Raw genomic sequence first — 22,305 nt, forward strand, 5'->3', positions numbered from 1 at the left:
GCTAAGCGTAGCTGAACGAGGATAAAAAGCAGGGGTTAGACTTTGGCTACGGCGTGGGCTTCGGCTTCCACGGCGTAGGTCCATTGCTGCTGCCCGCAGGTGGGGCAGGCACCCTGTGCCGAGTGGGCTTCGGCCACAGTAGCGCAGTGCAGGCAGGCTTGCAGCCCCTCAGCGTGGGCTTCTTCGCCGTGCAGCTTCTGGTCTTTGAGCGGCATGACGCTCAGCCCAGGCTGCGGTTGGGGCCGTTTAAAAACGCTGAAGTGGCCGCCGCCCTCGTGGTACACCCGCCGGACCTGGCCCAGGTGCAGCACATCGTGGGAGCGAAGCTGAGCAAACAGTTGCTCGTGCGAGATGCTACCCTTGGTCAGCTGTTCGGTTTGCAGCACGCCGTCTTTGACCAGCAGCGAGGCGTCGCCGTGCAGGGTTACCTCCACGGGGCGCTGGCGCACGGCCCAGTAGTTGAGGCCACGCTGCAGGGCCAGCGCCGTCAGCAATGCCGCCATTCCCACCAGCAGCCCACGGTCGGGAATCTGGGCGGGTACGGCGATAATGGCACCGAGGGTAATCATCACGCCCATTTCGGTGACGGTGAGCTGGGCGTTCATGCGTTTGCCCAGCAGCCGAAACACCACCAGCAGCGCGGCATACATAATGATGGAGCGGATCAGCACTTCCAGCATGAACTCGCCCGGCGCCTCACCGATCAAAATGCGTCTAAAGTCCCAGAGGTGGATGTCTTCCGGTTTCATGGTTTTCCAACAGCTAAATGTCCTTCTCGTCAGTAGCCTGGCTAGCTGACACGAATGCTCTTGAACGGCCAGTAAGCCCGCGCTGTTGGCTGAAAACTACGTATTTGGGTTGCGGGTAAACGCAGCGGCAGGGCTGCGGCCGGGCGGCAAGCTCAACCTTTTATCGTGTAGTGATATTGGAATAGTTTAACCCAGCTTCCGACTGGGTAAGCCGGCGGCTTTGTGCGGTTTTGCCGGCTGCCGAGGCGCTGACGCGGGGCCACAACTCGGCAGCAGTTAGGCGGGTAGTACTACTTTTGCCGCCCGCCGAACCACCGGCCGCGGGCCGGTGTTTTACCCATCTACGGACCACCAAAATTTTTTCGCCCGTGCCCCGTCCCATGCTCCAATACGGCCTGTATGGCTGGTCGCCTGCTTACGGCTACTCCTACCTGCACCCAGCCAACCGCCGCTCCTTCGAGTGGGTAGAGCCGCTGGATAAAGTGTTCGAAAAGATTTCCGAGGACGACGAATGGATTACGCTGCGCTACGACGAGCGGAACTACCTGGTGCGGCCCGAGCTGTTCCGGCCCATTCAGCGTCCCGCGTTCGGTTTCGGCGACGCGGTGGAGGCCGTGCACCTCGAGCCGGGGCAGCCGCGCCTGCGCGGCGTGGTGTCCGACATCATGTGGGATGAGCGAAACGATCAGGCCCGCTACCAAATCGTGGTGCGCAAAAAGAAAGTGCCGCGCGTGTTCGAAGCCGACGAACTGCGCGCCGGCTAATGCGAAGCTATTAGAGTAGCGCTCTGCTAAATAAGGCACCTGCAACGCCGCGCGGGCGGCAGCTCGTAGCGCCCGAACATCTTCGTTCCAGGGGCTACGAGCTGCCACCCGCGCGGCGTGTTGCGAATGCTGTGACTTGCCTAAATACCCAGCGCAATACCCACCAGAATGGCCACCACGGCCAGCGTCAGCAGCAGCAGGTACAGCGGCAGCACAAACTTCCACCACTGATCAAAGCGCACACCGCAGGCCGCCACAATGGCCATGAGCGCCCCGTTGGTGGGCGTGATAATTTCGCACAGGCCGGCGCCATACTGGTAGGCCAGTACCGTCACCTGGCGCGAGAGGCCCAGCAAATCGGAGAGCGGTGTGAGGATGGGCATGGTGAGCACTGCCTGCCCGCTCACGGAGGGCACCGGTAGGTGCAGGGCTGTGTGCACGCCCAGCATACCCAGCGCCGAAGCCGCCACGGGCAGGTGGGCCAGCGGGGCAGAGAGACCGTTGACGAGGGTATCGACAACCTGCCCCTGCTCCAGCACCACAAAAATGGCTCGGGCGAAGCCGATGAGCATGCCCGAAAAGGCCATGTCTTTGAAACCGGCAATGAAGCCCTCGGCGGTGCCCGTCAGGCCCAGCCCGCCGATCAGCCCCGCCGTCACGCCTAGCGCGAAGAACAACGCCGCCATCTGCCCGAAGTCCCAGCCCAGCTCCAGCACGCCATAGGCGAAAAAGGCGAAGGTGACCAGCAGCAACAGCAGCACCAAGCCGTGGCGGTGGCCGCCTTCGTGGGCCGAGTGCTCGGCTTCAACCTGCGCGGCATCGGCAGCCAGCGGGGCGGCTTCGCGGTGGCGCAGGGCGTAGCGCAGCGTGCCCCCGATCCAGATCAGCAGGGCCAGGGCTAAGAACACCAGGCGGAAAGCGAGACCCGAAAACACGGGCAGGCCGGCCAGCTTCTGAGCCACCACCACCTGGAAGGGGTTCATGGGGCTAAAAGCCGCGCCCACGGCTGCCGCCCCAATGCTCACGGCTGCGGCCACGATAACCGGGTAGCGCATGCGGCGCATGAGCACCAGCAGCACCGGCACCAGCGGCACGATTTCCTCCTGCATATTTTCGAGGGCGCCCATGGTGGCAAAGAGCAGCGCCACCACCGGGATGACCAGTGCCTCGCGCCCGCTGAGCTTATCCAGCAGCCAATCGACGCCGCGGCGCAGCGCCCCGGTCAGATCCACTACGGTGAAGGCGCCACCGGCCAGGAAGACGAGGAAAATCACGTCGGCAGCTTCCTGCAGGCCTTTGGGAATGGCGTTGAGAGCTGCCAGCGGCGACACCGGCGTGGCCGCGACGCGGTGGTAGGAGCCGGGCACCACCACTTCGCGCCCGGTGGCGGCGTCCTGGCGCCGCTCGAAGCGGCCGGCCGGCAATACGTAGCTCAGCGCGACGGCCAACATAATAAACCCAACTAAGAGCACCAGTGGGTGCGGAAAACGAAACGCGGGCATAAGCTCGGCGGGAAGAATGAAGCGCCAAAGAACGAACTCCCGAGCCACATCCGGAAGTTAAGGCAGGGCGTAGCGGCGCACGCCAGGGCCCCTCGGCCGCCAGAGCTGCCCCGGCGTGCGCCGCACACGGCCGCCACCGGCCGCTCCGGCGCGGTGGTGCAGGCCGAAAATTATCGGAGTACCACGAGTGCCCAAACCTTGTATCTTGCCCCCGTCCGGCCGCGTTGTTGCCTTCCGTGTTGCTATGAAATTTGCCGACTTCACTACTCTTTCACTGGGCCAGCAGGCCGAAGTGCTGCGCTGCGCGGGGCACCACCTGGCCGACCGCGCCGAGCACGGCTGCCGGCTGCAGCTTTACGCGCTGGAGGATTTTTACGCCGAGGTATGGCGCTTGGTAGGGGAGGAGCGCGTGCTCTTCATCAACCTGTTTCAGAAGCCCGCCCTGCTGCATACCTGGCTCGAAGGCGTACAGCTGCCCGAGGTGTAATCCGCGGCGGCACCACCGCCCAAACCGACCGGATGCCGTAGGTTGCGGCCGCTACGGGCAGCGCCTCGCCGCCTTAAGTTGCTCCGTTATGCTTCAGTTGGCTCAGGTTCACCATATTGCCATCATCTGCACCGATTACGCCGTGTCGAAGCGCTTCTACACCGAGGTGCTCGGGCTGCGGGTAATCCGTGAGGTGTACCGTGCCGAGCGGCAGTCCTACAAGCTGGATATGGCCCTAGGGGAGCAGTACCTGATTGAGCTGTTTTCCTTTCCGACCCCGCCCGCGCGGGCGTCGCGGCCCGAGGCGGCCGGGCTGCGTCACCTCGCCTTTCAAGTGGCTGACCTCGACGCGGCCGTGGCCGAGCTGGCCCAGCAGGGCGTGGCGCACGAGCCGATACGCACCGACGAGTGGACGGGCAAGCGCTTCACCTTTTTCTTCGACCCCGACCACCTGCCGCTGGAACTCTACGAGGGCTGATAACTTGCGCCCCAAATTCCGCGTGCATGATTCGGTACCTGCTTACGACCTTATGCTGGCTGGCATTTAGCCACGGCAGCAGTGCCCAGCCGGTGGCTAAAACCCCGGCAGATTACGGCTACCGCCACCTGCGCGTGCCCTACGGCCGCGACACGGTCGAGGTGCTGATCCTGTCCAAGCCTGGCGAGGAACAACGGCGCAAACCTCTGCTACTTTTTGTGCAGGGCTCTCTGCCCGTGCCGCTGATTAAGGTGCACGAAAAAGGGGCGTACCCGCTGTTTCCTTTCAAGGGAAGCCGCCTCGCTGAGGCGTACCACTTGGCCATCATCAGCAAGCCAGGTATTCCGCTGGTGACTCCGGTCGGCGCGCTGCAGCCCAACTTCAGCTACTTCGACCCGCTAACCAAAGCGCCGCCGCAAGCCTATTGCCAGCGCAACTACCTCGATTACTACGTGGCGCGCAATGCCGCCGTGCTCCGCTACCTGACCCGGCAGCCCTGGGTAGATGCCCACACTGTGGTAGCGGCAGGCCATTCCGAGGGCAGCACGGTCGTCGCCAAAATGGCCGCTACCGACCGCCGCCTCACCCACGTCGTGTACCTGAGCGGCAACCCGGCCGGACGCATGGCTACCATCATCACGCAGCAGCGCGGGGCGGAGGGAGCCGATGTAGCCGAGCTGTTTCATTACTGGCAAAGCACCCTCGCGCAGCCCGACGAGGTGACCTGCACGCCCGGCGACGCGCCCAAAACCACGTACTCGTTTTCGGTGCCGCCCCAGCAGTACTTGGTGCGCAGCCGGGTACCGGTACTGGTGATGTACGGCACCCGGGACGCCGCCGCGCCCTTCAACGACGCCTTCCGGCTGGAAATGATGCGTACCGGCAACGCACGCCTACACTTTCGGGACTACCCCGGATTGGAGCACAACTTCATTGGCTTCACGCCCGACGGCCGCCTCGACTACGACCAGTACCGTTGGGACGACGTGGCCGACGACTTCGCGCGCTGGGTGCAGACCGGCCGCTTACCGGCGGCGCCGGGCCCGGCAGCTCGGCCCTAAGATGGCCGCAACTCTCCCGCCAAGGGCGGGCGCAGCAGCATGGCCGTCAGGGCCACCAAATAGTGCAGCGGGTCGTCGAGGCTGATGCACTCGGCGGGATAGTCGGCGCCGTGGTAGCGCTGCAGCGTAAAAAGCAGCCGGTGCAAGTCCGGCTCGGCCATGCCCAGCTCCCGGAAGCTCCGCGTCAGCGGCGTGGCGGGCGTGGGGGCCCACCGGCTGCGGTACAGCAACTGGCCGAGCAAGTGTGCAAGGGCGGCGTGGGGCATGGCGGGGGCGGCTCAGAACTCGAAGATGAAGCCAATGGTGGGCGTAATCAGCGCGTCGTCGTCGAAGAGCAGGATGGGCAGCGCGTTTGAGCCGTTGGGCTGCAGGGGCTGGCCGTCGGTGGTCAGGAAGCCGGAGTTGTCGTCGAGGCGCTGGAAGGTGTAGCTCGGCTGGCTGGGGTTCACGATGGCCAGCACGTTCTGCAGGTCCACGAACAGGTCGAGCGTGGTGCGGCGCCAGTTGATTTTCTTGTCGAGGCGGAAGTCCAGCTGCTGGAAGTTGCCCAGGCGCAGCGTGTTCAGGCGCGAGTAGTCGAGCACGCCGCGGCCGGTGGCCAGGTAGCTGGCCTGCGACACCGCGTCGTCGAAGGGCGTGTAGGGCGAGCCGCCAGCGAAGCGGTACTTCAGCCCCACTTCCCAGCCGCGCCCGAACTTGTAGCCGAACAGCGCCGAGGCCAAGAAGCGCGAATCCCAGGCCGAGGACACGTACCGCCCGTTGCGCCCGCTGAACTCCGAGCGGAAGGCCGTCAGCGACGCGACGCCGAAAACGCGCCGGGTGAACTTCTGCTGAAAGAAAAGCTCCGTCCCGAAGGTGCGCCCGCGCCCGGTGCTGCTCACCGCCTCGTTGCCCAGGGCCGCGAAGTCGCCGCCGAGGTTGGCCAAGGAAATGCCGTCGCGCACCGACACGGGGTAGTGGGCGTAGCGCTTGTAAAAGCCCTCCAGCGTAACGCGCGTGGCCGGGCCGGGCAGCCACTCCAGGCCAACCACGTAGTGGTCGGAGCGGATGTAGCGGCTGGGCTTGTTCACCGCCCGGCCGGCCTCGTCGCGGAAGCCCAGGATGGTGCTGGGCGGAATCTTGTAGTAGCGGCCCACCGAGGCGTTCAGGTTCCATTTATCGGCCAGGGCGTAGGAGGCCGAAACGCGCGGCGAGAGGGTGCGCAGCAGGTTGTGGCCGTCGTCGGTGAAGGTATTGCCGTCGGTGCGCAGGCCGGCCGAAAGGGTCAGCCGGTCGTCGGGCAGCAGCGTGCGTGTCACCTGCCCGAACAGGCCGTAGCGCAGGAAATGCAGGTCCGTCTGGAAGCGCACGTCCACGTCGGGCGACACCACGTTGCCGTCCACGTCGCGCACTTCGCGGCGCAGGCGGGCGAAGTAGCGGCTGTCGTACTCGATGAACTGGGCCGAGCCGCCGTAGGCCCACTGCCACTTGCCGCGGGCCTTGTTCACGTCCACGCGCAGCTTGTTTTCGGCCTCGCCCGAGCGCGTCAGCAGCACCCGCTTCGATTCGTCGCCGGTCTGCCCGTCCTGAAACTGGTCGAGCTTGTTATCGAGCTGGGTGCGGCTTAGGGCTACGTTCAGGTAGCCATCGGTGAGCAGCTGGCGCACGGAGGCGCCCACGGTGTAGTTCCACTGGTCGATGCTGGGGTTGGAGCGCAGCACGTACTCTTTGTCGGGCGAGGACTTGCGCGGCACGGCCAGCCGGAACTTGTCGATGGCCCCGATGCCCAGGGTAGTGAAGGTGGTTTTGGGCGAGAGTTTGGTGGTCGTCTTGAACTGGAAGTCCCAGTAGTTCGGCCGGATGGGAATGTCCAGGGTCTTGAACAGAAACTGCAGGTAAGAGCGCCGCGCTGAGGCCAGGAAGGTCGTTTTCGGGGCCAGCGGGCCTTCCAGCGTGCCGGCCACTTCGGTGCCGCTCAGGCGCACGTTGCCCTGCAGGCGGTCGGGGTTGCCGTCGCGCTGCCGAAACTGAAACACCGACGACAGCACGTTGTCGTAACGCGCCTCGAAGGCCGAGGTGCTCAAGGTCACGTCCTCGATAAACGACACGTTCAGAATGCCCGTGGGGCCGCCGGCCGAGCCCTGCGTCTGAAAGTGGTTGATGACGGGCACCTCGATGCCGTCGAGGTAAAACACGTTTTCGTTGGGTGCCCCGCCCCGGATGATGATGTCGTTGCGGAAGCCGGCCGTGCCGTTGGTGCCGCCCCCGCTCACGCCCGGCAGGCTCTGTACCACCCGCGAGATGTCGAAGTTGCCGCCCGGGTTCGAGCGGATTTCCTCCACGCTCAGCCGCTGCACCGACAGCGGCGTTTCGGCCGTGGCCACCCGGATGGCGCGGTTGGCCACCACCTGCACCTCGCCCAGCTGCTGAGCGGCCGGGTTCAGCTCCAGATTCAGGATGTTGGCGTTGCCGCTGTTCACCAGCACGTTGGCCCGTAGCAGCGCGTCGTAGCCCACGAAGGAGGCCCGTAGGTTGTAGCTGCCGGTGGGCACGCCGGTGAGGCGGTAGCGGCCCTGCTCATCCGTCACGGTGCCCACGTTGGCGCCTTCCACTACCACCGACACGCCCGGCAGCAACTCCTGCGTACGCCGGTCACGCACGGTGCCGGTGATGATGCCAGTCGTCTGCGCCAAGGCGGCGGTGCTGCTCAGCAGGACTGACGCAGCTACAACTATCGGACGCAGTGGGGGTAGAAAAGGACGCATATAGAATGTTTTTAGCCGTTATGGCCCGCAATGTTAGCGTGTTTGGTCTAAAAACGTTCTAAATGCTCAGATGTTTTAAATGTTTTTCTACCTTTCGGTGTAAGTGGATATAGCCCGGGCGGCGTCTGCCCGCTGGCATTTGTTTTATGGATTACAGCCTGGTCAAACAGCTGGTAGAGCTGGCCGAGGAATTTCACCGCGACGCGTCCCCCACGGCTGACCCAGCCGCAGAACTAGCCGAATTCAGCCGTTGGCTGCAGGCCCGCACCGGTGCCGCCAGCAGCCCCCGCCGCCAGACGGTGGAACGGGAGCCCAGCCACCCGATGGAAACGGCGGCTTCGGTTATCGGTAAGTTCGTCACGTTCATGTACCGCTACCTGCGCACGTACTCGCGCTTGGCCCTGCTCAATACCCCGCTCATCACCTACGACGATTTTTCGTACCTGGCCGCCGTGTACGGGCGCGGCCCACTCAGCAAAAGCGAACTGATAACCCGCAACATTCACGAGAAGCCCACCGGCTCCGAAATCATCCGCCGCCTGCTGGCCGCCGGCCTGGTGCAGGAAGCTCCCCACGCCACCGACCGCCGCCGCAAGTTGCTGAGCCTGACGGATCAAGGCAAACGGGTGCTTTTCGAAGCGTTTGCCAACATGAGCCAGGTAGCCGCTATGGCCGCCGGCAACCTCACCGCCGCCGAGCAGGAGCAGCTGGCTTACCTGCTCACCAAGCTCGATGCATTTCACTTTCCCGTCTTCGCGGCCGCCCGTCCGGCCACGCTCGAGGAAATGCGCCGGAAGTACTTCCCGCACGTGCCCACCGACTGGCGCCCGACGGGCTACTAAAACCACAAGCGGCCCGCCGGTACAAAACCAGCGGGCCGCTTGTTTGTCGGGCGGACTTCAGCCCGCGCCCGGCGTGCTACCGCCGGCCGGCTCCGAAGCGGCTGCCGAAAAAGTCACCCGCATTCCACTTGGGGCGCTGCGGGTCGTTGGCCACCTGGTAGCCGATAAGGAAGTTCAGCTGCACGTACTTCTTGCCCGCTTCAAAGTCAAACAGGCCGTTGATGTCGTCCTGGGGCTTGTGGTAGGTTTCGGCCCGCCACTTCTGCACCAGCTCGCTGAGGTTGTTCTTCCCGTCCTTGGTCTTGTTGCCGTACTTGATGTGCAGGGCCGGAATGCCCTGCATCACGAAGCTGTACTGGTCGGAGCGGATAAAGCGGTTTTGCTCGGGCTCCGGGTCGTCTTCCACGGTCAGCTCCAGGTAGGAGGCGGCGCGCTTCACTGGCTCCAGCAGCGACGAATGCTGCGCCCCCAGCGGCACCACCGACAGCAGCGGGGCAATGATGGTGGGCATGTCGGTGTTTACGTCGGCCACAATCTGGGCCTTCGGCACGGTGGGGTGCGAGGCGAAGTAGGCCGAACCCAACAGGCCCAGCTCCTCGCCCGTTTGCAGCACCAGCAGGATGCTACGCTTGGGCTTCTGCTTGACGTGGGAGTAGAGGCGCGCAATTTCCAGCACCGAAGCCACGCCCGAAGCGTTGTCGTGGGCGCCGTTGTAGAGGGAGTCGCCCTTCACCGGCGTGCTGATGCCGAGGTGGTCGAGGTGAGCCGAGTGCACCACGTACTCCTTGCCGAGCTGCTTGTCGGAGCCCGGAATCTTGCCCACCACGTTGTAGGAATCGAAGTCCTGATAAGTGCTGCCGAAATCGGCCCGGGCCGTGGTGCGCAGCGCGGCCGAGGCAGGCTTGCCGCTGCGCATGGCCGCCAGGGTGCGGGCCGTGTCCAGCTGCGCGGCCGTGAGCAGGCGGTTCAGCGTGGCCGCGTCCACCGAGGCCAGCAGGTTCAGGTTGTAGCCGGCGGCGTAGGTGCGCGAGGCCGCTACTTGGCCTTTCGCGTCGAGCACGCTGTAGGCACCGCGCTTCAGGTTCGGTACGCTGGCTTTGGGATTGGCACTGGCCACCAGCACGCCCAGCGCGCCGTGGCGGGCCGCGTTTTGCATCACCAGCAGCAGGTCCTGGCTGGCCGCCGATACGGTGGAGGGAAACGACTTGGGCGCCCCGCGCACCACCACCACGATTTTGCCGTTGGCGTCGAGGCCCTGGTAATCGTCGTATTTCAGCTCGGGCGCGGTGATGCCGTAGCCGGCAAACACCAGCGGGGCTTCCGTCTGCACGGTAGGGGCAGCCGGGTTGGGGTAGAAGGCGTAGTCGCGGCCGGCGGTGAGGGCCGTGGGTACGCCGCCCGCGTCGCGCAGCACCAGCAGCGGCTCGGGCTTCACGAAGGCGCGGCGCAGGCGCACTTTCTGCACAAAGGTGCCGTTGTCGCCGGCGGGCTGCACCCCGAAGGACTTGAGCTGCTGCGTGACGTAATCGACGGCCATCTGGTAGCCGGGCGTGCCGGGCTGGCGGCCCTGCAGCTTGTCATCAGCCAGGTACTGGATGTGGGCTTTGATATCGGCCGGCTTCACCTTTTTCAGGGCCGAAGCTGCCGGTTTATCAATAGCGGGAGACTGCGCCGCCACCGTCAGCGGCAGGCAAAAGCTGGCTAGGGCAAGCCAGGAACGAAGTGGCATCATGGGCAAACGCGGGAAAGCACAAACATACGGCGCGCGGCCGTGTGGGGTGGCATTGCTGCGCAAGTCCGCTATTTTGCCAGTTCTCAGCCTTCGTCTATGAACCCTAAAGAATTTGCTCGGCACGTCAAACAGACGTGCGTGCTCTATAAACATTGGAACATCACCACCGGGCAGGCCGAGGCCATTGTGCGGTTTCAGCAGGACCAAGACCTGATTCAGGGCTTCTGGGAAAGCACCGACTTTGAGTACGAAAACTTTCAGCGCATTTTAACGCCTGCGCAGTGGCCGCTATATCTGAGCGAGTATGAACAAGCTATGGCGGAGCACGAGCAGCGGCTGCACCAACAGGATGCACAGGCCGCTGCTCAGCTACCAGTAGCGGAACAGATGCTGGATTATTACCGCCGAGAAATAGGAGATACGCTACAGCAGCTCACCTTAAAGCGGCCATTAAGCAGCCGCCAGGTTCATAAGGACATTTATGTGCTGGAAGAGTATCGCCAGTTTCTCAAACGAAAGAGGGAAGCCCTGTTGTCTGACCACTATCGCGAATACCGCCGTTTGGCGCCGCAAGTATTGCAGTTGGCGCTGTTGAGGCACAGCTTACTGGAGCATGTCCCAGCCCTTAGAGAGTTTGGGCGGGAAGCAGACGAAGCTACCAAAGCCATCTTGCATTATGTGCTGGCCGAAGTAGGCCGAGATTTGCAGATTATGTACGAGAAGGAGCTAGCGGACCTCGAACAACGCTTGGAGAGCTTCAATAAACAGGTTCTGGCCGGTCCAAGGTCACACTGGTTGTTCGCTGCCTTACATGCCAAACCCGCGAACGAGGCAGAGCGCTACCACCATTGGGCATTTTGGCTGCTCTGGCTCGACCGTGACCGAATAATGAAAAGTGCTTTGGAAGCTCGTTAAGGCGCCAAAGCCAGCGCAGCTGAAACGTCTCACTACGGCCGCTCCACCGCCAGCAGTTCGTGCTGCTGCTGCATGATCTGCAAATCCAGCTGCGTCAGGTCGAAGGGGTCGGGCTCATAGTTGGCGGGCTTGTTCAGCTGCCGGAAGTCGGCTTCGATGTTGGATTCGTACGCGTTCTGGCGCAGGCGCACGCTGTTGCCGTTCACTTCCACCACTTTCAGCAGGGTGAAGTAGCCCGGTGCCTCGCTTCTGATGCGGTACACGTCGCCCACGTGCGGGTGGGCCAGCCGCGTCTCGCCCTGGTACAGCTGCCACGCCCCGTGCGCCCAGTTGCCGAAGGCCACCGTGGCGGCGACCATAAACCAGGCAAAGTGCCAGCTAGGCGTGCGCACGCGGTTTTTCAGGGCCTGCCAGTGCGAGCGGTGCGTGGCCGGCAGCTCCCGCGGCTTGAGCACCACCTGGCAGTAGTTGCAGTGCAAGTGGCCGGTTTTGCCGAGGGTGAAGATGGGAATGCCGGACAAGTGCGCATAGCGCCCAAACACTCGCAGGCGCACGGCCCCGGCCTGCCCGCACGCCGGACACGGGGCCTCGGGGACTTTGGCCGTCCGCAGGTGAGTAGAGGTATAGCCGATAACTACCATGGTGACTCGCGAAAGAAAAACAGGCGGGGCCCGGCCGCTAAAGACCGGGCCCCGCCTGCAAAATAGCACGAACCCGTGCTAAATCATGCGCAAAGGCGAGAATCTTGCGCCAAGCTCGACGCTAGGCCGCGGCGGCGCCCCGCTCCAGCTGCTGGAGCAGCCGCTCAATGCGGGCCGCGTGCACGTCCACCTGGTCGAGGCCGGCACGGGCTTCTTCGATCTGGCCGCGGCGGTACTGCGTCACCAGGTTTTGGCCCGCGTCCAGCATCTGCTGAATGGCGCGCTCCAGCTCCACGGTGGTAGGGGTACGCCCAAACTGCGGCCGCACGGTCGCTTCAAACCACTGGCCCAGCGGGTTGTCGCGCGCGGAGAACAACGTCGGGTCGGCTTCGCGCACGCCGTAGAGCACGGAGCGCAGCCGCGACTTGAAGAGCACCTGCTTGATCCTGGCTTGCTGGAAATCCAGGCTGGAAAGGCTCATAGGAAGGGGAACAAAGAAAGCCGGCAGAATGGGGCGGAAGGGGAAGGGCTACTGGATGGTGCCGTTGAGGCGCTCCAGGGTCTTGCGGGCTTGCACGAGGTCCGTCACGTCGTAGGCAAACACGGTAATGCCCGCTTTCTGCCCCGCTTCGTGGAACAGCTGGTAGGTAAAGTTGAGGTACATCTGTCGCGCCGGGGTGCCGTCGTTGTCGTCGATCATAATCACGATTTCGTTGCCCAAATACGGCTCGCCGGTTTCGTAAACGCGGTCGAGCAGGTCCAGGAAGCCTTGTTCCAGCACTTCGGGCAGCGCTTCCGGCACGGTTTTGCCCACCAGCTGCCGGCCCGGGAACAGCTGCTGGTACAAGGGGTTGACGAAGTCGTAGCGGTGCTCGGCACCGCGCAGGATGCAGATCAGGGCCGGCGCCTGCATGAACAGGTTGTGGAACGTCTCGCGCTGGCTTTCGGCCAGCTGGTAGGCCTGGTAGGCCTGATCGGAGAGCAGGGCCTGCTGCTCGTTGGATTCCAGCAGCTCCTGCACCATCTGCTTCTGGTCGTGAATATCGGTGGCGCCGCCCACCCACATGGTAATCTGCCCATCGGCGCTGCGGCGGGGCACGCCGCGGGCCAGCAGCCAGCGGTACTGCCCGTCGTGGCGGCGCAGGCGGTATTCCTGCTGCGACTCGGCGCCGCTCTGGACGGCCTGCTGCCAGGTTTGCATTACCCGCTCCCGGTCGTCGGGGTGCAGGCTGTCGGTCCAGCCATGGTCGCGCAGCTGCTCCATGCTCAGGCCGGTAAACTGCAGCCAGCGCTGGTTGAAGTACTCGACTTCGCCCGTGGGCTTGGTGGTCCACACCATCATCGGCAGGGCTTCCAGAGTGAAGCGGGCGCGCTCCTGGCTTTCGGCCAGCTCGGCCTGAATGCGCAGGCGGTGCTGCTCGGCCAGGTGCCGCTCGGTCACGTCGTGGGAGCGTTGCAGGATGTAGAGCAAGTCGCCGTTGTCGTCGAGGATGGGGAAGTGCGTGGCTTCCCAGTAGCGCTGCTCGAAGCCGCCGCCCTGCTCCGTGGGCCGCTCCAGGTCGTAGCGAATCAGGGGCATGGTGTGCGGCTGCTTGTAGCGGCGCACATGCTCGTGCGATTCGCGGATGACGTTGGCTTCGTTCTGGTCCGCTATCGGGTACGCCTCGAAGAAGGGCTTGCCGACCACACTTTCGCGGCTTTTCATCGCCACCGCGGCGTGGTTGTGGGTGTCGTCGAGAATGGTGGCGTCGGCGTCGGCGCCAATCACCAGGAAGTTATCCGGCAGCGCGCGAAACAGGCGTTGGTAGTCGATGGAAGTGGAGCGGTCGGCCATAGAAATGCAGGCAGGAAGCCAGCCTGAAAAGAAGGGTGTGCGGGTTGCGGTACTTCGAAGCTACTACAGGGGCAGGCAGCGAGGCAAGTGAAAAGCGTTATCTGGTGCCGGGTAGTATCAATGGCATGATACTAAATGCTTGTTGGATAGGTAAAAGAAAGGCGCTGGCTACAAGGCCAGCGCCGATAATCGAACCGAAAATAAGGGGGTAGAGCCCCCTTGCGTTACCTATACCGGGCGCAGCGGCTGGCCGGGGCGCCGCTCCACGATGCGGCTGCGCTGCGGGCGCAGCTCGGCGTCCTGGGCCGTGCCGGCGGTGGCTCCGCGGTGCCCGATGCCGAGCTCGTGCACGTCTACGGCGCCGCCCGCGTCGAGCAGGTCGCGGGCGCGCTCGGCCTCGGCGTAGGTATCCACGTGCACGGCCACGAAGCCGTGGCGGCGGGCGTCGTAGCGTGGGTGGGCGCTATCGGAGTGCGGGCCGAAGATGGCCATGATGAGGTGGTGGAACCCGTCGTTTTCCGGGAACTCGCCGGTGGGGTTTTCCGTGGTCGTGGTGTCGTGGTCGGCCACCTCTACGGCGCCGGTCGGAAAACCGTGTTGGGTGAGCTGGTCGGCCACGCGCTGGGCGGCCTCGACGGTACCGAAGGCGCCGACGACGGTGTGTTGGTATGCCATGGCAGGGAGGAAGGTTGGGGGTGAACGGGTACGCCAACGGCGGGGGCGCGGCTGGAAAGCAGCCACGGCAGCTCCGCGTCGGCGCAATAACCCTTAGCTCAACGCAGCAAGTCCGGCGCGGGTTGGGAACGACGGCGTGGCGCGGGCTACTTCTGCCACCAGAAGCGCCAGCGCAGCGGCCCGCTAAGGGCCCGGCGGCGCTGGGTAGGCGTGTGGCCCACGGCCTGCACGTCCCAGATCAGCCCCAGCCACTGCAGGGCGCGCACGGCGGGCCAGCCCAGGTCCACCTCGTACCAAGCCGCGCTCAGCTTGGCCGACTGCGGGTGGGCATGGTGATTGTTGTGCAGCCCTTCGCCGAAGGACAGCAGGCCCAGCAGCCAGTTGTTGTAGCCGCTTTCGGTGGCCCGCTCGATGCGGTAGCGCACGTAGCCGTAGGAGTGCGACACGTAGTTGACGAACCAGTGACCCAGGATGGCCACGCTGATACGGGCGCAGCCGCAGACCACCGCCGTCTCGGGGCCGAAGACGAGGGCCAGCAGCCCGATGCCGCCCAGCACGTGCCACTGCCAGGTGCGCTCCAGCCAGCGCAGCCACGGGTCGTGGAGCACGTCCGGGGGCAGCTCGTAGCGGGCGTCGTCGGCGGGGTGCACGCTCAGGTGCAGGTTCCAGAAATAGTCGCGCAGGGCCGAGTGGCGGTAGGCGAAGTAGCGCGGACAATCGGGCTGGTTCTGCCAGTAGTCGCGGTAGAAGTGCACGCGCACCCAGCTCAGCGGCCCGCCCATGCCCGCCTGCACGGCCAGGTATGCCAGCACCCGGCGCGTGCGCGGCGCGCAGCGGTAGGCCCGGTGAATCAGCCCGCGGTGCAGCCCGATGGAGTGGCCCACGCCCACCGTCAGGAACGTGAGCAGTACCGAGGCCACCGCCCGCGGCAGACTGACGGCCGCCGGGGCCCACAGCACCGCGGGCACCAGCATGAGGTACAGCCAACATACTTTCGGCCAGCCTACTACGAGCCGGTCGCCGGGCGGAACTATGCGGTCAGCGAGCATACCATCACGACGTCTGAGTGCCTAACGGTAAGCAACTGCCGGCACGCGGAAAAGTTGGGTGCGGCGGCCGGCTTTTTGCTGGCTGCTGCCGGCCGGTGTAGGTCGTCGGGTTCTACTCGGGTTTTCTGCTGGTTTTGGCGTTTATTGCGCCTCTGAGCGGGCAACGCCGGCGTTGGCCCGTTCGTTAGTAACTCTGCACACTCACCCCCAATCTCTTCTCCATCATGGCCAAAGCCCAAGACGCCCGCAAGGAAAAAAAAAAGGAGCCCACCAAAACCGCCAAAGAGAAAAAAGCGGCGAAGGACGAAAAGAAAAAGCAGCGCGACCGGAGCAGCGAATAGCCGCGGCTTCTCGTGCCGAACTAAGGCTGCCCCGCCGGGGTGGCCTTTTTTATGGCCGAGGCCAGCGGGCGGGAAATCAGGGCTAAAGCGCGGACGGCAGCGGCGGGCCAGCTCGACCGTTGTATCCTGATGAACGGGCGTGCGTAGGCAAGGCACGGTGCCTCTGCGCTGGCCGGTACTGGCACCGGCCACAGGGCGCCGCCTACCTGCTTTTTGGCCCGCTATGAACGCAACTATTCCCCGCGACCCCAGCCTCGACAGCACCGTGGCGCTGCTGCGCGAAGGCTTTCCCTTCATCAACAACCGCTGCCGCCGCCTCGGTACCGACGTGTTCCAGATGCGCCTGCTGGGCATGACCACCATCTGCCTGCACGGCCCGGAGGCGGTGCGCCTGTTCTACGATCAGGGCCATTTTGTGCGCACGGGGGCCATTCCGAAGCCGGTGCAGAAAACCTTGCTCGGTGAAAACGGCGTGCAAACCATGGACGACGCGCCCCACCGGCACCGCAAGGCCATGTTTATGTCGGTGATGACGCCCCAGAACATCCGCCGCCTGATGACGCTGATGCAGGAGCACTGGGAAGCCTACGCCGCCGGCTGGGAGCAGCAAGAGGAAATCCGGCTGTTTGAGCAAGCGCAGGAAGTGCTGTGCCGCGCCGCCTGCGCTTGGGCCGGGGTGCCGCTGTCGGAGGCTGATGCGCCGCGCCGCGCCCGTGACTTTGCCACCATGGTCGACGCCTTCGGCACCATGGCGCCGCGGCACTGGCGCGGCCGCGCGGCCCGCAGCCGCGCCGAGCATTGGATTCGGGGCGTTATCCGCCAGATTCGCAAGGGCGAACTGGCCCCGGCCGTGGATTCGCCGGCCTATGTGGTGGCCTGGCACCGCAACCTCGACGACGAGCTGCTGAGCGTGCAAATGGCCGCCGTGGAGCTCATCAACCTTATCCGGCCCATCGTGGCCATTGCGTGGTACGTCACCTTCGCGGCGCTGGCGCTGCACCAGCACCCCGAGTGCCGCGCTCAGCTGCTGGCCGACCGCAGCTACCTGGAGCTGTTCGTGCACGAGGTGCGGCGTTTTTACCCCTTTGCACCCTTCACCGGCGCCCGCGTCCGGGCCGATTTTGACTGGCAGGGCTACCACTTTCCGCAGGGCACACTGGTGCTGCTGGATGTGTACGGCACCAACCGCGACGCCCAGCGCTGGCAGCGGCCGGACGAGTTCGAGCCCGAACGGTTTCGGCACTGGCAGGAAAACCCCTTCGACTTTATTCCGCAGGGCGGCGGCGACTTCCTCGGCGGGCACCGCTGCGCCGGCGAGTGGATTACCATCGAAGCCACCAAAGTGGCCGTGCAGTTTCTCGTCAACCTCGCCTACGAGGTGCCCGAGCAGGACCTGAGCTTCAGCCTGGCGCGCATGCCCACCTACCCGCGCAGCAAGTTCATCATGCGCAACGTGTGGCGGCTCGGGCCCTACAAGCCGCTGTAGTAGCGTGCCTGATGATACGCCTTGCTCTAAACGAAACGGCCCCGGTGCAGATAGCACCGGGGCCGTTGCCAATTAATGGCAGACGTTAGCGCGTGACGACAAACCGTTGGGTGGCCGCAGTGGCGGGGCCGGCCTGCACGCGCAGCACATAGGTGCCGCTAGCCAGCTGCGTCACGGGTACCTGGCTCAGCAGGCCGGCTTCCGTCACGGCCTCGGTGCGCTGTAGCACCACCCGGCCCAGCATATCCAGTACCTGCAGGCGCACCGGCGCGGCGCCGGCTGTGGGCAGGCGTACCCACAGGGCGTTGGTGGCAGGGTTGGGGAATACTTCCAGGCTACTGGCCGGAGTGTTGAATACAGACGATTGGGTGTCCGTCAGGCCCAGCAGCAGGATTTGCGGCGTATCGAGTGGGGTGGCCGGCAGCTGGCCGAGCTGCGCGGAAGGCGGCAAGCCAGCGGCCAGGTACAGCTGCTGGCCGCTCTGGGCAAAGGCGTACGCGTGGCCGTTGGTGGCGCCGTGGGCTTCGCGCACCCAGTCAAAATTGCTCATTTCGCCCAGGTCGGTAAGCCGGGTGACGAACACGCCGGTGCCGATGCTGGCCTGGCGCCGGAAGTGCAGGTTGCCGAAGCGGTTGTCGCCGCTGTTCAGCTCGCCGCTCACGTACAGCACGTTGCCTTGCACGGCCACGCTCCTGGCTTCTTCGTAGCCTGCGCCGCCGCCCGTCTGCACCCACTTAAAGGCTGCACTTGGCCCGGCGTCTACGAGCTTGGCTACCACCATGTCCAGCGTGCCGGCGGTGCGCGCCTTCAGCGGGCCAAAGTCCACGGCGGTGCCGATGGAGCCCACTGCGTACACGTTCGGGCCCTGCACGGCCACGCCCGAAAACTGGTCGTGAAACCAGCCACCGGCTCCCCGGGCCCACACAAACTGCCCGCGCGAACCGTTGTCGGTAAGCTTGGCCACAAAAGCGTCGGAGGTGTGGCGTTCGGGGTCGTTGTTGGGCAGATCCGTGCTGCCGAAGCGGGCTACGGGGCTATAGAAGGCACCCGAAAGGTAGATCTGGTGCCCCGACACGGCCAGGGCCGTCGGAAAATCGTCGCGGATACCGCCGGCCCGATCGGCCCACGCCACGGAGGCGCTGCTGCCTTGGTCGTCCACGGCCGCTACGAAGATATCCTGGGTGCCGTAGCCGGGTAGGTTGTTGTTCGGCAGCGTGAATGTGGCAAAGCGCAAAGGCCCGTAGAAGGTGCCGGCCGCGTACACGCGGGAGCCCTCCACGGCCAGGGCCGTGCCTTGGGCCTGGCCGGTACCGAGGGGCTGCACCCAGGCGAAGCTGCTGCTAGGGCCGGCGTCGGTGAGCTTGGCCACGAAGGCTTCGGTGTTGCCGGTGAAGCCCGCGTTGCGCCGGTGCAGCGCGCCGAAAGTATAATCCGTGCTCTGGCACTCACCCGTCAGGTAGAGGTAGGGGCCGCGCCGCACCAGTTGGGCCGCGTGGTCGGCTTCGGGGCCGCCGGCGCGCTGCACCCACACAAACCGCTGGGTCGTGCGGTTCCACTTCGCCACGAAGATGTCCTCAGAGCCCTGGCTGGTCAGGGAGAGGTGGCCGAAGGTGGCGGTGTCGTAGAACGAGCCGGCCAGGTACACGTTGTCGCTGGAATCGGCCACGATGGATTGGATCAGCACCGGGGAAGCGCCGCCGACCGGCAGGGCCAGGTTCCAGTCGGGCGTTTGGGCCGTGGCGCGGGCCGCAAAGCCGGCGGCCAGTAGCATAAGCGAATAGCGGAGTAAGCGTGTCATCAGAATGAGAACAATAAACGGTGGTAGACTCGGCGAAAGGCGAAACTGCTTCGGGCCAACCAGGCGCAGTAGGAGGGAGGCTGCCCGGCAGTGCTGAAAGCCTCAGCAAGTACGTCGCCGACAGCCCTTGCCACCACACCAAAGTGTGGTTTAAGCTGACTTTAGGCCAATCTGAATAAATGCGCCAATAGGTATATTGGCAGCGGTTTTTGGCTGCGTTTTGGCTGGTATATTCTGACTTTTTGATGCGCCAAAACCAGGCCTTGCCGTATGCGCAGATACTGCTTTGCCAGTAAGTGCTAAGCAAGCCGCCCGCTGATGCGCAGCGGGCGGGAAGTAGCAGGCAGGGAGCAAGGTCCGTGGTTTGGGCACGGTAGCAGCATTGGCTTGGCTGATTATGCTGAGGGCAGCACCTGCGGATTGGCAATGCCCTGCGGGCGGCCAGCGGCAAAGGCCACCACATTCTCGAAGGCCTTGCCGAAGTATAGCTCGTAGCTGCTGCGCTCCACGTAGCCTAGGTGCGGGGTGCACAGCACGTTGGGCAGTTGCAGCAAGGGGTGGTTGGGGTCGAATATGGGCTCCTGCTCGTACACATCCACGGCGGCGAAGCCCGGGCGGCCCCGGCGCAGCGTCGCTTCCAGCGCGCCCGGCTGCAGCAGCTCGGCCCGGCTGATGTTGACCAGCAGGGCGTCGGGCTTCATGCGCGCCAGGTCCGCGGGGCCGATGAGGTGGCGCGTGGCGTCGGTCAGGCGCAAGTGCAGGCTCACAATGTCGGCCTCGGCGAAAAAGGCCTCGCGGTTGCTGGCGGCTTGGTGCCCATCGGCCACGGCCGCCCGGCGCGAGGCTTCGCTGCCCCACACCAGCACCGGCACCTCGAAGGCCTGGGCGTAGTGGGCCACGCGCCGCCCGATTTTGCCGTAGCCCCAGATACCCAGCGTCTGGCCTTGCAGGGCGCGGCCCATGTTGACCTGCCAGCGGCCCTGCTTCATGGCCGCTATGGCGGCCGGTAGTTCGCGCCGCGCATTCAGCATCAGGGCCCAGGCCAGCTCGGCCGGCGCCACGGGTGAGCCGACGCCCTCGGCCACCGCCACACCGCGGGCCGTGCAGGCCTCCAGGTCGAGGTGGCTGGAAATCTTGCCCGTCTGGCTGATGAGGCGCAGCTTGGGCAGACGCGCCAGCAATTCAGCTGTGATGCTGGTCCGTTCGCGCGTGAGCACCAGGGCATCGGCCTCCTGAAAGCGGCTGGCCAGCGTGTCGAGGTCAGTGGCTGCGTCGTGGTAAATACTAACCCGGTGGCCGTCGAGCAGACGGAAGCAGTCCAGGGTCTGAATGACGTGCTGGTAGTCGTCGGGAATGATGATGTGCATGGGGCAGGCGCAGGAGAATCGGGCATAATGACGGCATGTCTTTGGCTCCAACCAAAGCGAATTCAGCCTTTAACCTTTGCCCACCCGGTCCAGCACGTCCTTTACGTCCTTGGTTGATACCTTCTGCCCGGTTTCGGCGGCGCGGTAAATGGCCAGCAGCAGTTGCACGTCGCGCAGGCCCATTTCGCCGGGCACGCGGGTGAGCTTGTTGTTGAGCACGCAGTCGGCGAAGTCGTCCATCTGCGCAGCCTGTTGGTTCACGTTCCGAATGTTCATCCCGCCCTGGCTGGTGCGCCCCTCAATGCCGCCGTACCCGAAGGCGGACTGCAGCTCAAACCAACCCTTGGAGGCTTCGGCGCGCAGGCGGCTCTGCATGTTTTCGGCGTAGCTGGTGCGGCAATCAGCCACCGAGCCGTCGGCAAACTGCAGCTGCCAGTCCACGCCGGCTTCCACTTCCTTAAACAGGTCGCCACCGGGCTTGGGCGTGAACTTCGCCGTAACCGACACGGGCACCTGTCCTTTGGTGTAGAGCGCGCCCTGCAGGCAATAAATGCCCATATCCATCAGTGGCCCGCCGCCGCTCAGCTCCCGGTCCACGCGCCAGGGCGTGTCGTTGTTGAACCGGAAGCCGTTATCGGCCAGGATGCGCTTCACCGGCCCAAGCACCTGCTGCTGACCCAGGCGCATCATTTCGCGGTGGTGCGGCTCGGAGTGCAGGCGGTAGCCGATGCCCAGCTTCTTGCCCGCTTTCTGACTGGCCGCAATCATGCGTTGCGCGTCGGCCACGGTGGTAGCCATCGGCTTTTCGCAGATGACGTGCTTGCCTGCCTGCAGGGCGCGCACCGTGTACTCGGCATGCAAGGCATTGGGCAGCACCACGTACACAATGTCGATGTCGGGGTTGTCGGCAATGCGGTCGAAGGTCTTGTAGTCGTATGTGCTCTTGGCCGCAATACCGTATTGCTGCTGCCATTGCTGCGCCTTGCCCGGCGTACCCGTCACGATGCCCGCGAGGCGGCAGAGCCTGGTTTGTTGCAACGCCGGGGCGAGCTGGCCGCTGCTGTACTTGCCCAGGCCCACCAGCGCCACGCCCAGCTTGCGGCCCTGGCGCAGGGCCTCCAGGCTGGCCGGGCCGTAGGGCATTTCTTCCAGCCAGGAAAAGGGGGCGCCCAACACCGACGAGCCCACGAGCGTGGCGCCCAGGCCCAAAGCCGCGGTGCGGATAAATTCGCGCCGTGAGGCGGTAGCCGGTGAGGAGGAAGGGTCAACGCTTTTCATAACTCAAGGTAGTTGTGGAGGATGACGGAGCCGTTGCTGTAGTACCGGCAAAAAGCCGACTGGGTTATCGGGAAGGCGGCGAATGTTTGCCCGCAGCTCGGCCTGCTACCAAGCCGTTGCCGGACAGGAGCTTGGCATCGTAAGCAGGCCTGCTTGAGAGGGCAGGGCACTGCCAAGGCGGGAAATCGAATTTTAGTGGCTGCTCTCTTGTTTAAATATGGCACGAAATTGTCTTGAGTAGTGCCCGAAGCTTCCGCAAGGAAGCCATTGTTGCACAAAACGATAGTGAGCCATGAGAGCCTTAAGTCTTGTTCTGTTGTTCGTCACCAGCCTGTTTTTTGCCAGCTGTTCCGGCCGCACCACCGGGGCCATTCTGGGTGGCTCGGCCGGCGCCGTTACCGGCAGCGCCATCGGGGGTAAAAAAGGGGCCGTGATTGGCGGTGCCGCCGGGGTTGTGGGCGGGGCCATCATTGGCAATGCCCGCGACAAGAAGAAAGAACGCGAAAAAGAGGAGCGGCGCGATGAGCGTCGGCGCCAGCGCGAAGTAGCCCGCAACCGATAG

General features: G+C 64.6%; 21 protein-coding genes. 8 read left to right on the forward strand and 13 right to left on the reverse strand.

Going from position 1 to position 22,305, the window contains the following annotated elements; all coding sequences use genetic code 11:
- Window positions 1-35 precede the first annotated feature (35 nt).
- Window positions 36-749, reverse strand: a complete 714-nt coding sequence (locus tag B0919_RS12370) for a DUF421 domain-containing protein (protein WP_078012572.1) — start codon at window positions 747-749, stop codon at window positions 36-38.
- A gap of 368 nt (window positions 750-1,117) precedes the next feature.
- Here B0919_RS12370 and B0919_RS25255 point away from each other — a divergent pair, with 368 nt between their 5' ends.
- Window positions 1,118-1,513: a DUF6960 family protein gene (locus B0919_RS25255; protein WP_176133025.1), complete on the forward strand. Its 396-nt coding sequence runs from the start codon at window positions 1,118-1,120 to the stop codon at window positions 1,511-1,513.
- A 140-nt stretch (window positions 1,514-1,653) separates the two neighbouring features.
- On the opposite strand, the gene B0919_RS12380 is transcribed toward B0919_RS25255, so the two are convergent.
- Entirely contained in the window at window positions 1,654-3,015 is a 1,362-nt protein-coding gene (locus B0919_RS12380; RefSeq protein ID WP_078012574.1) for a YfcC family protein, read from the reverse strand.
- Between the two features lie 244 nt (window positions 3,016-3,259).
- Between B0919_RS12380 and B0919_RS12385 the strand changes: the two genes are divergently transcribed.
- The 3 genes from B0919_RS12385 (at window position 3,260) to B0919_RS12395 (ending at window position 5,041) form a co-directional block, all read left to right on the forward strand.
- Complete coding sequence (locus tag B0919_RS12385; RefSeq protein ID WP_078012575.1) at window positions 3,260-3,502, forward strand: hypothetical protein; 243 nt, start codon at window positions 3,260-3,262, stop codon at window positions 3,500-3,502.
- 88 nt (window positions 3,503-3,590) lie between these two features.
- Window positions 3,591-3,980 (forward strand): VOC family protein, encoded by a 390-nt coding sequence (locus B0919_RS12390; RefSeq protein WP_078012576.1) that lies wholly within the window; start codon window positions 3,591-3,593, stop codon window positions 3,978-3,980.
- Window positions 3,981-4,006: 26 nt separating this feature from the next.
- Window positions 4,007-5,041, forward strand: a complete 1,035-nt coding sequence (locus B0919_RS12395) for an alpha/beta hydrolase family protein (RefSeq protein ID WP_078012577.1) — start codon at window positions 4,007-4,009, stop codon at window positions 5,039-5,041.
- On the opposite strand, the gene B0919_RS12400 is transcribed toward B0919_RS12395, so the two are convergent.
- Both B0919_RS12400 and B0919_RS12405 read right to left on the reverse strand, forming a co-directional pair.
- Window positions 5,038-5,307 carry a hypothetical protein gene (locus tag B0919_RS12400; RefSeq protein WP_078012578.1) on the reverse strand — a complete coding sequence of 90 codons (270 nt, stop codon included), beginning with the start codon at window positions 5,305-5,307 and terminating at the stop codon, window positions 5,038-5,040. The two genes, B0919_RS12395 and B0919_RS12400, sit on opposite strands and share 4 nt — an antisense overlap.
- A 12-nt stretch (window positions 5,308-5,319) precedes the next feature.
- On the reverse strand, window positions 5,320-7,785 hold the full coding sequence (locus B0919_RS12405) for a TonB-dependent receptor (RefSeq protein ID WP_078012579.1): 2,466 nt from the start codon (window positions 7,783-7,785) through the stop codon (window positions 5,320-5,322).
- A 146-nt stretch (window positions 7,786-7,931) separates the two neighbouring features.
- On the opposite strand from B0919_RS12405, the gene B0919_RS12410 reads away from it, so the two are divergent.
- Complete coding sequence (locus B0919_RS12410) at window positions 7,932-8,627, forward strand: MarR family winged helix-turn-helix transcriptional regulator (RefSeq protein ID WP_078012580.1); 696 nt, start codon at window positions 7,932-7,934, stop codon at window positions 8,625-8,627.
- A gap of 76 nt (window positions 8,628-8,703) precedes the next feature.
- Here the strand turns inward: B0919_RS12410 and B0919_RS12415 are convergent, their stop codons facing one another.
- A complete protein-coding gene (locus B0919_RS12415; protein ID WP_254846569.1) occupies window positions 8,704-10,359 on the reverse strand; it encodes a M28 family peptidase in 1,656 nt (551 codons plus the stop codon).
- Between the two features lie 96 nt (window positions 10,360-10,455).
- Between B0919_RS12415 and B0919_RS12420 the strand changes: the two genes are divergently transcribed.
- Entirely contained in the window at window positions 10,456-11,274 is an 819-nt protein-coding gene (locus B0919_RS12420) for a hypothetical protein (protein WP_078012581.1), read from the forward strand.
- 32 nt (window positions 11,275-11,306) lie between these two features.
- Here B0919_RS12420 and B0919_RS12425 read toward each other — a convergent pair whose 3' ends face one another.
- The 5 genes from B0919_RS12425 to B0919_RS12445 form a co-directional block, all read right to left on the reverse strand.
- Complete coding sequence (locus B0919_RS12425) at window positions 11,307-11,915, reverse strand: hypothetical protein (protein ID WP_078012582.1); 609 nt, start codon at window positions 11,913-11,915, stop codon at window positions 11,307-11,309.
- 121 nt (window positions 11,916-12,036) lie between these two features.
- Window positions 12,037-12,396 carry a hypothetical protein gene (locus tag B0919_RS12430; protein WP_078012583.1) on the reverse strand — a complete coding sequence of 120 codons (360 nt, stop codon included), beginning with the start codon at window positions 12,394-12,396 and terminating at the stop codon, window positions 12,037-12,039.
- A 48-nt stretch (window positions 12,397-12,444) separates the two neighbouring features.
- Window positions 12,445-13,749: a PAS domain-containing protein gene (locus B0919_RS12435; protein WP_078012584.1), complete on the reverse strand. Its 1,305-nt coding sequence runs from the start codon at window positions 13,747-13,749 to the stop codon at window positions 12,445-12,447.
- Window positions 13,750-13,977: 228 nt separating this feature from the next.
- Window positions 13,978-14,424, reverse strand: coding sequence for a hypothetical protein (locus B0919_RS12440; protein ID WP_078012585.1), 447 nt, complete (start codon window positions 14,422-14,424; stop codon window positions 13,978-13,980).
- Window positions 14,425-14,570: 146 nt separating this feature from the next.
- On the reverse strand, window positions 14,571-15,473 hold the full coding sequence (locus tag B0919_RS12445) for a fatty acid desaturase (RefSeq protein WP_078012586.1): 903 nt from the start codon (window positions 15,471-15,473) through the stop codon (window positions 14,571-14,573).
- 564 nt (window positions 15,474-16,037) lie between these two features.
- On the opposite strand from B0919_RS12445, the gene B0919_RS12450 reads away from it, so the two are divergent.
- Window positions 16,038-17,300 carry a cytochrome P450 gene (locus B0919_RS12450; RefSeq protein ID WP_078012587.1) on the forward strand — a complete coding sequence of 421 codons (1,263 nt, stop codon included), beginning with the start codon at window positions 16,038-16,040 and terminating at the stop codon, window positions 17,298-17,300.
- An 85-nt stretch (window positions 17,301-17,385) separates the two neighbouring features.
- Here B0919_RS12450 and B0919_RS12455 read toward each other — a convergent pair whose 3' ends face one another.
- The 3 genes from B0919_RS12455 to B0919_RS12465 all read right to left on the reverse strand — a co-directional run bounded on the left by B0919_RS12455 (window position 17,386) and on the right by B0919_RS12465 (window position 21,743).
- On the reverse strand, window positions 17,386-19,098 hold the full coding sequence (locus B0919_RS12455) for a T9SS type A sorting domain-containing protein (RefSeq protein ID WP_078012588.1): 1,713 nt from the start codon (window positions 19,096-19,098) through the stop codon (window positions 17,386-17,388).
- A 395-nt stretch (window positions 19,099-19,493) separates the two neighbouring features.
- The gene (locus tag B0919_RS12460) at window positions 19,494-20,465 is read right to left on the reverse strand and encodes a D-2-hydroxyacid dehydrogenase family protein (protein ID WP_078012589.1); all 972 of its coding nucleotides are present in this window, start codon (window positions 20,463-20,465) and stop codon (window positions 19,494-19,496) included.
- A 69-nt stretch (window positions 20,466-20,534) separates the two neighbouring features.
- Complete coding sequence (locus B0919_RS12465; protein WP_078012590.1) at window positions 20,535-21,743, reverse strand: Gfo/Idh/MocA family protein; 1,209 nt, start codon at window positions 21,741-21,743, stop codon at window positions 20,535-20,537.
- A gap of 316 nt (window positions 21,744-22,059) precedes the next feature.
- On the opposite strand from B0919_RS12465, the gene B0919_RS12470 reads away from it, so the two are divergent.
- On the forward strand, window positions 22,060-22,305 hold the full coding sequence (locus B0919_RS12470; RefSeq protein WP_078012591.1) for a glycine zipper domain-containing protein: 246 nt from the start codon (window positions 22,060-22,062) through the stop codon (window positions 22,303-22,305).

The sequence above is a fragment of the Hymenobacter sp. CRA2 genome (assembly GCF_002007105.1).
Taxonomy (GTDB): domain Bacteria; phylum Bacteroidota; class Bacteroidia; order Cytophagales; family Hymenobacteraceae; genus Solirubrum.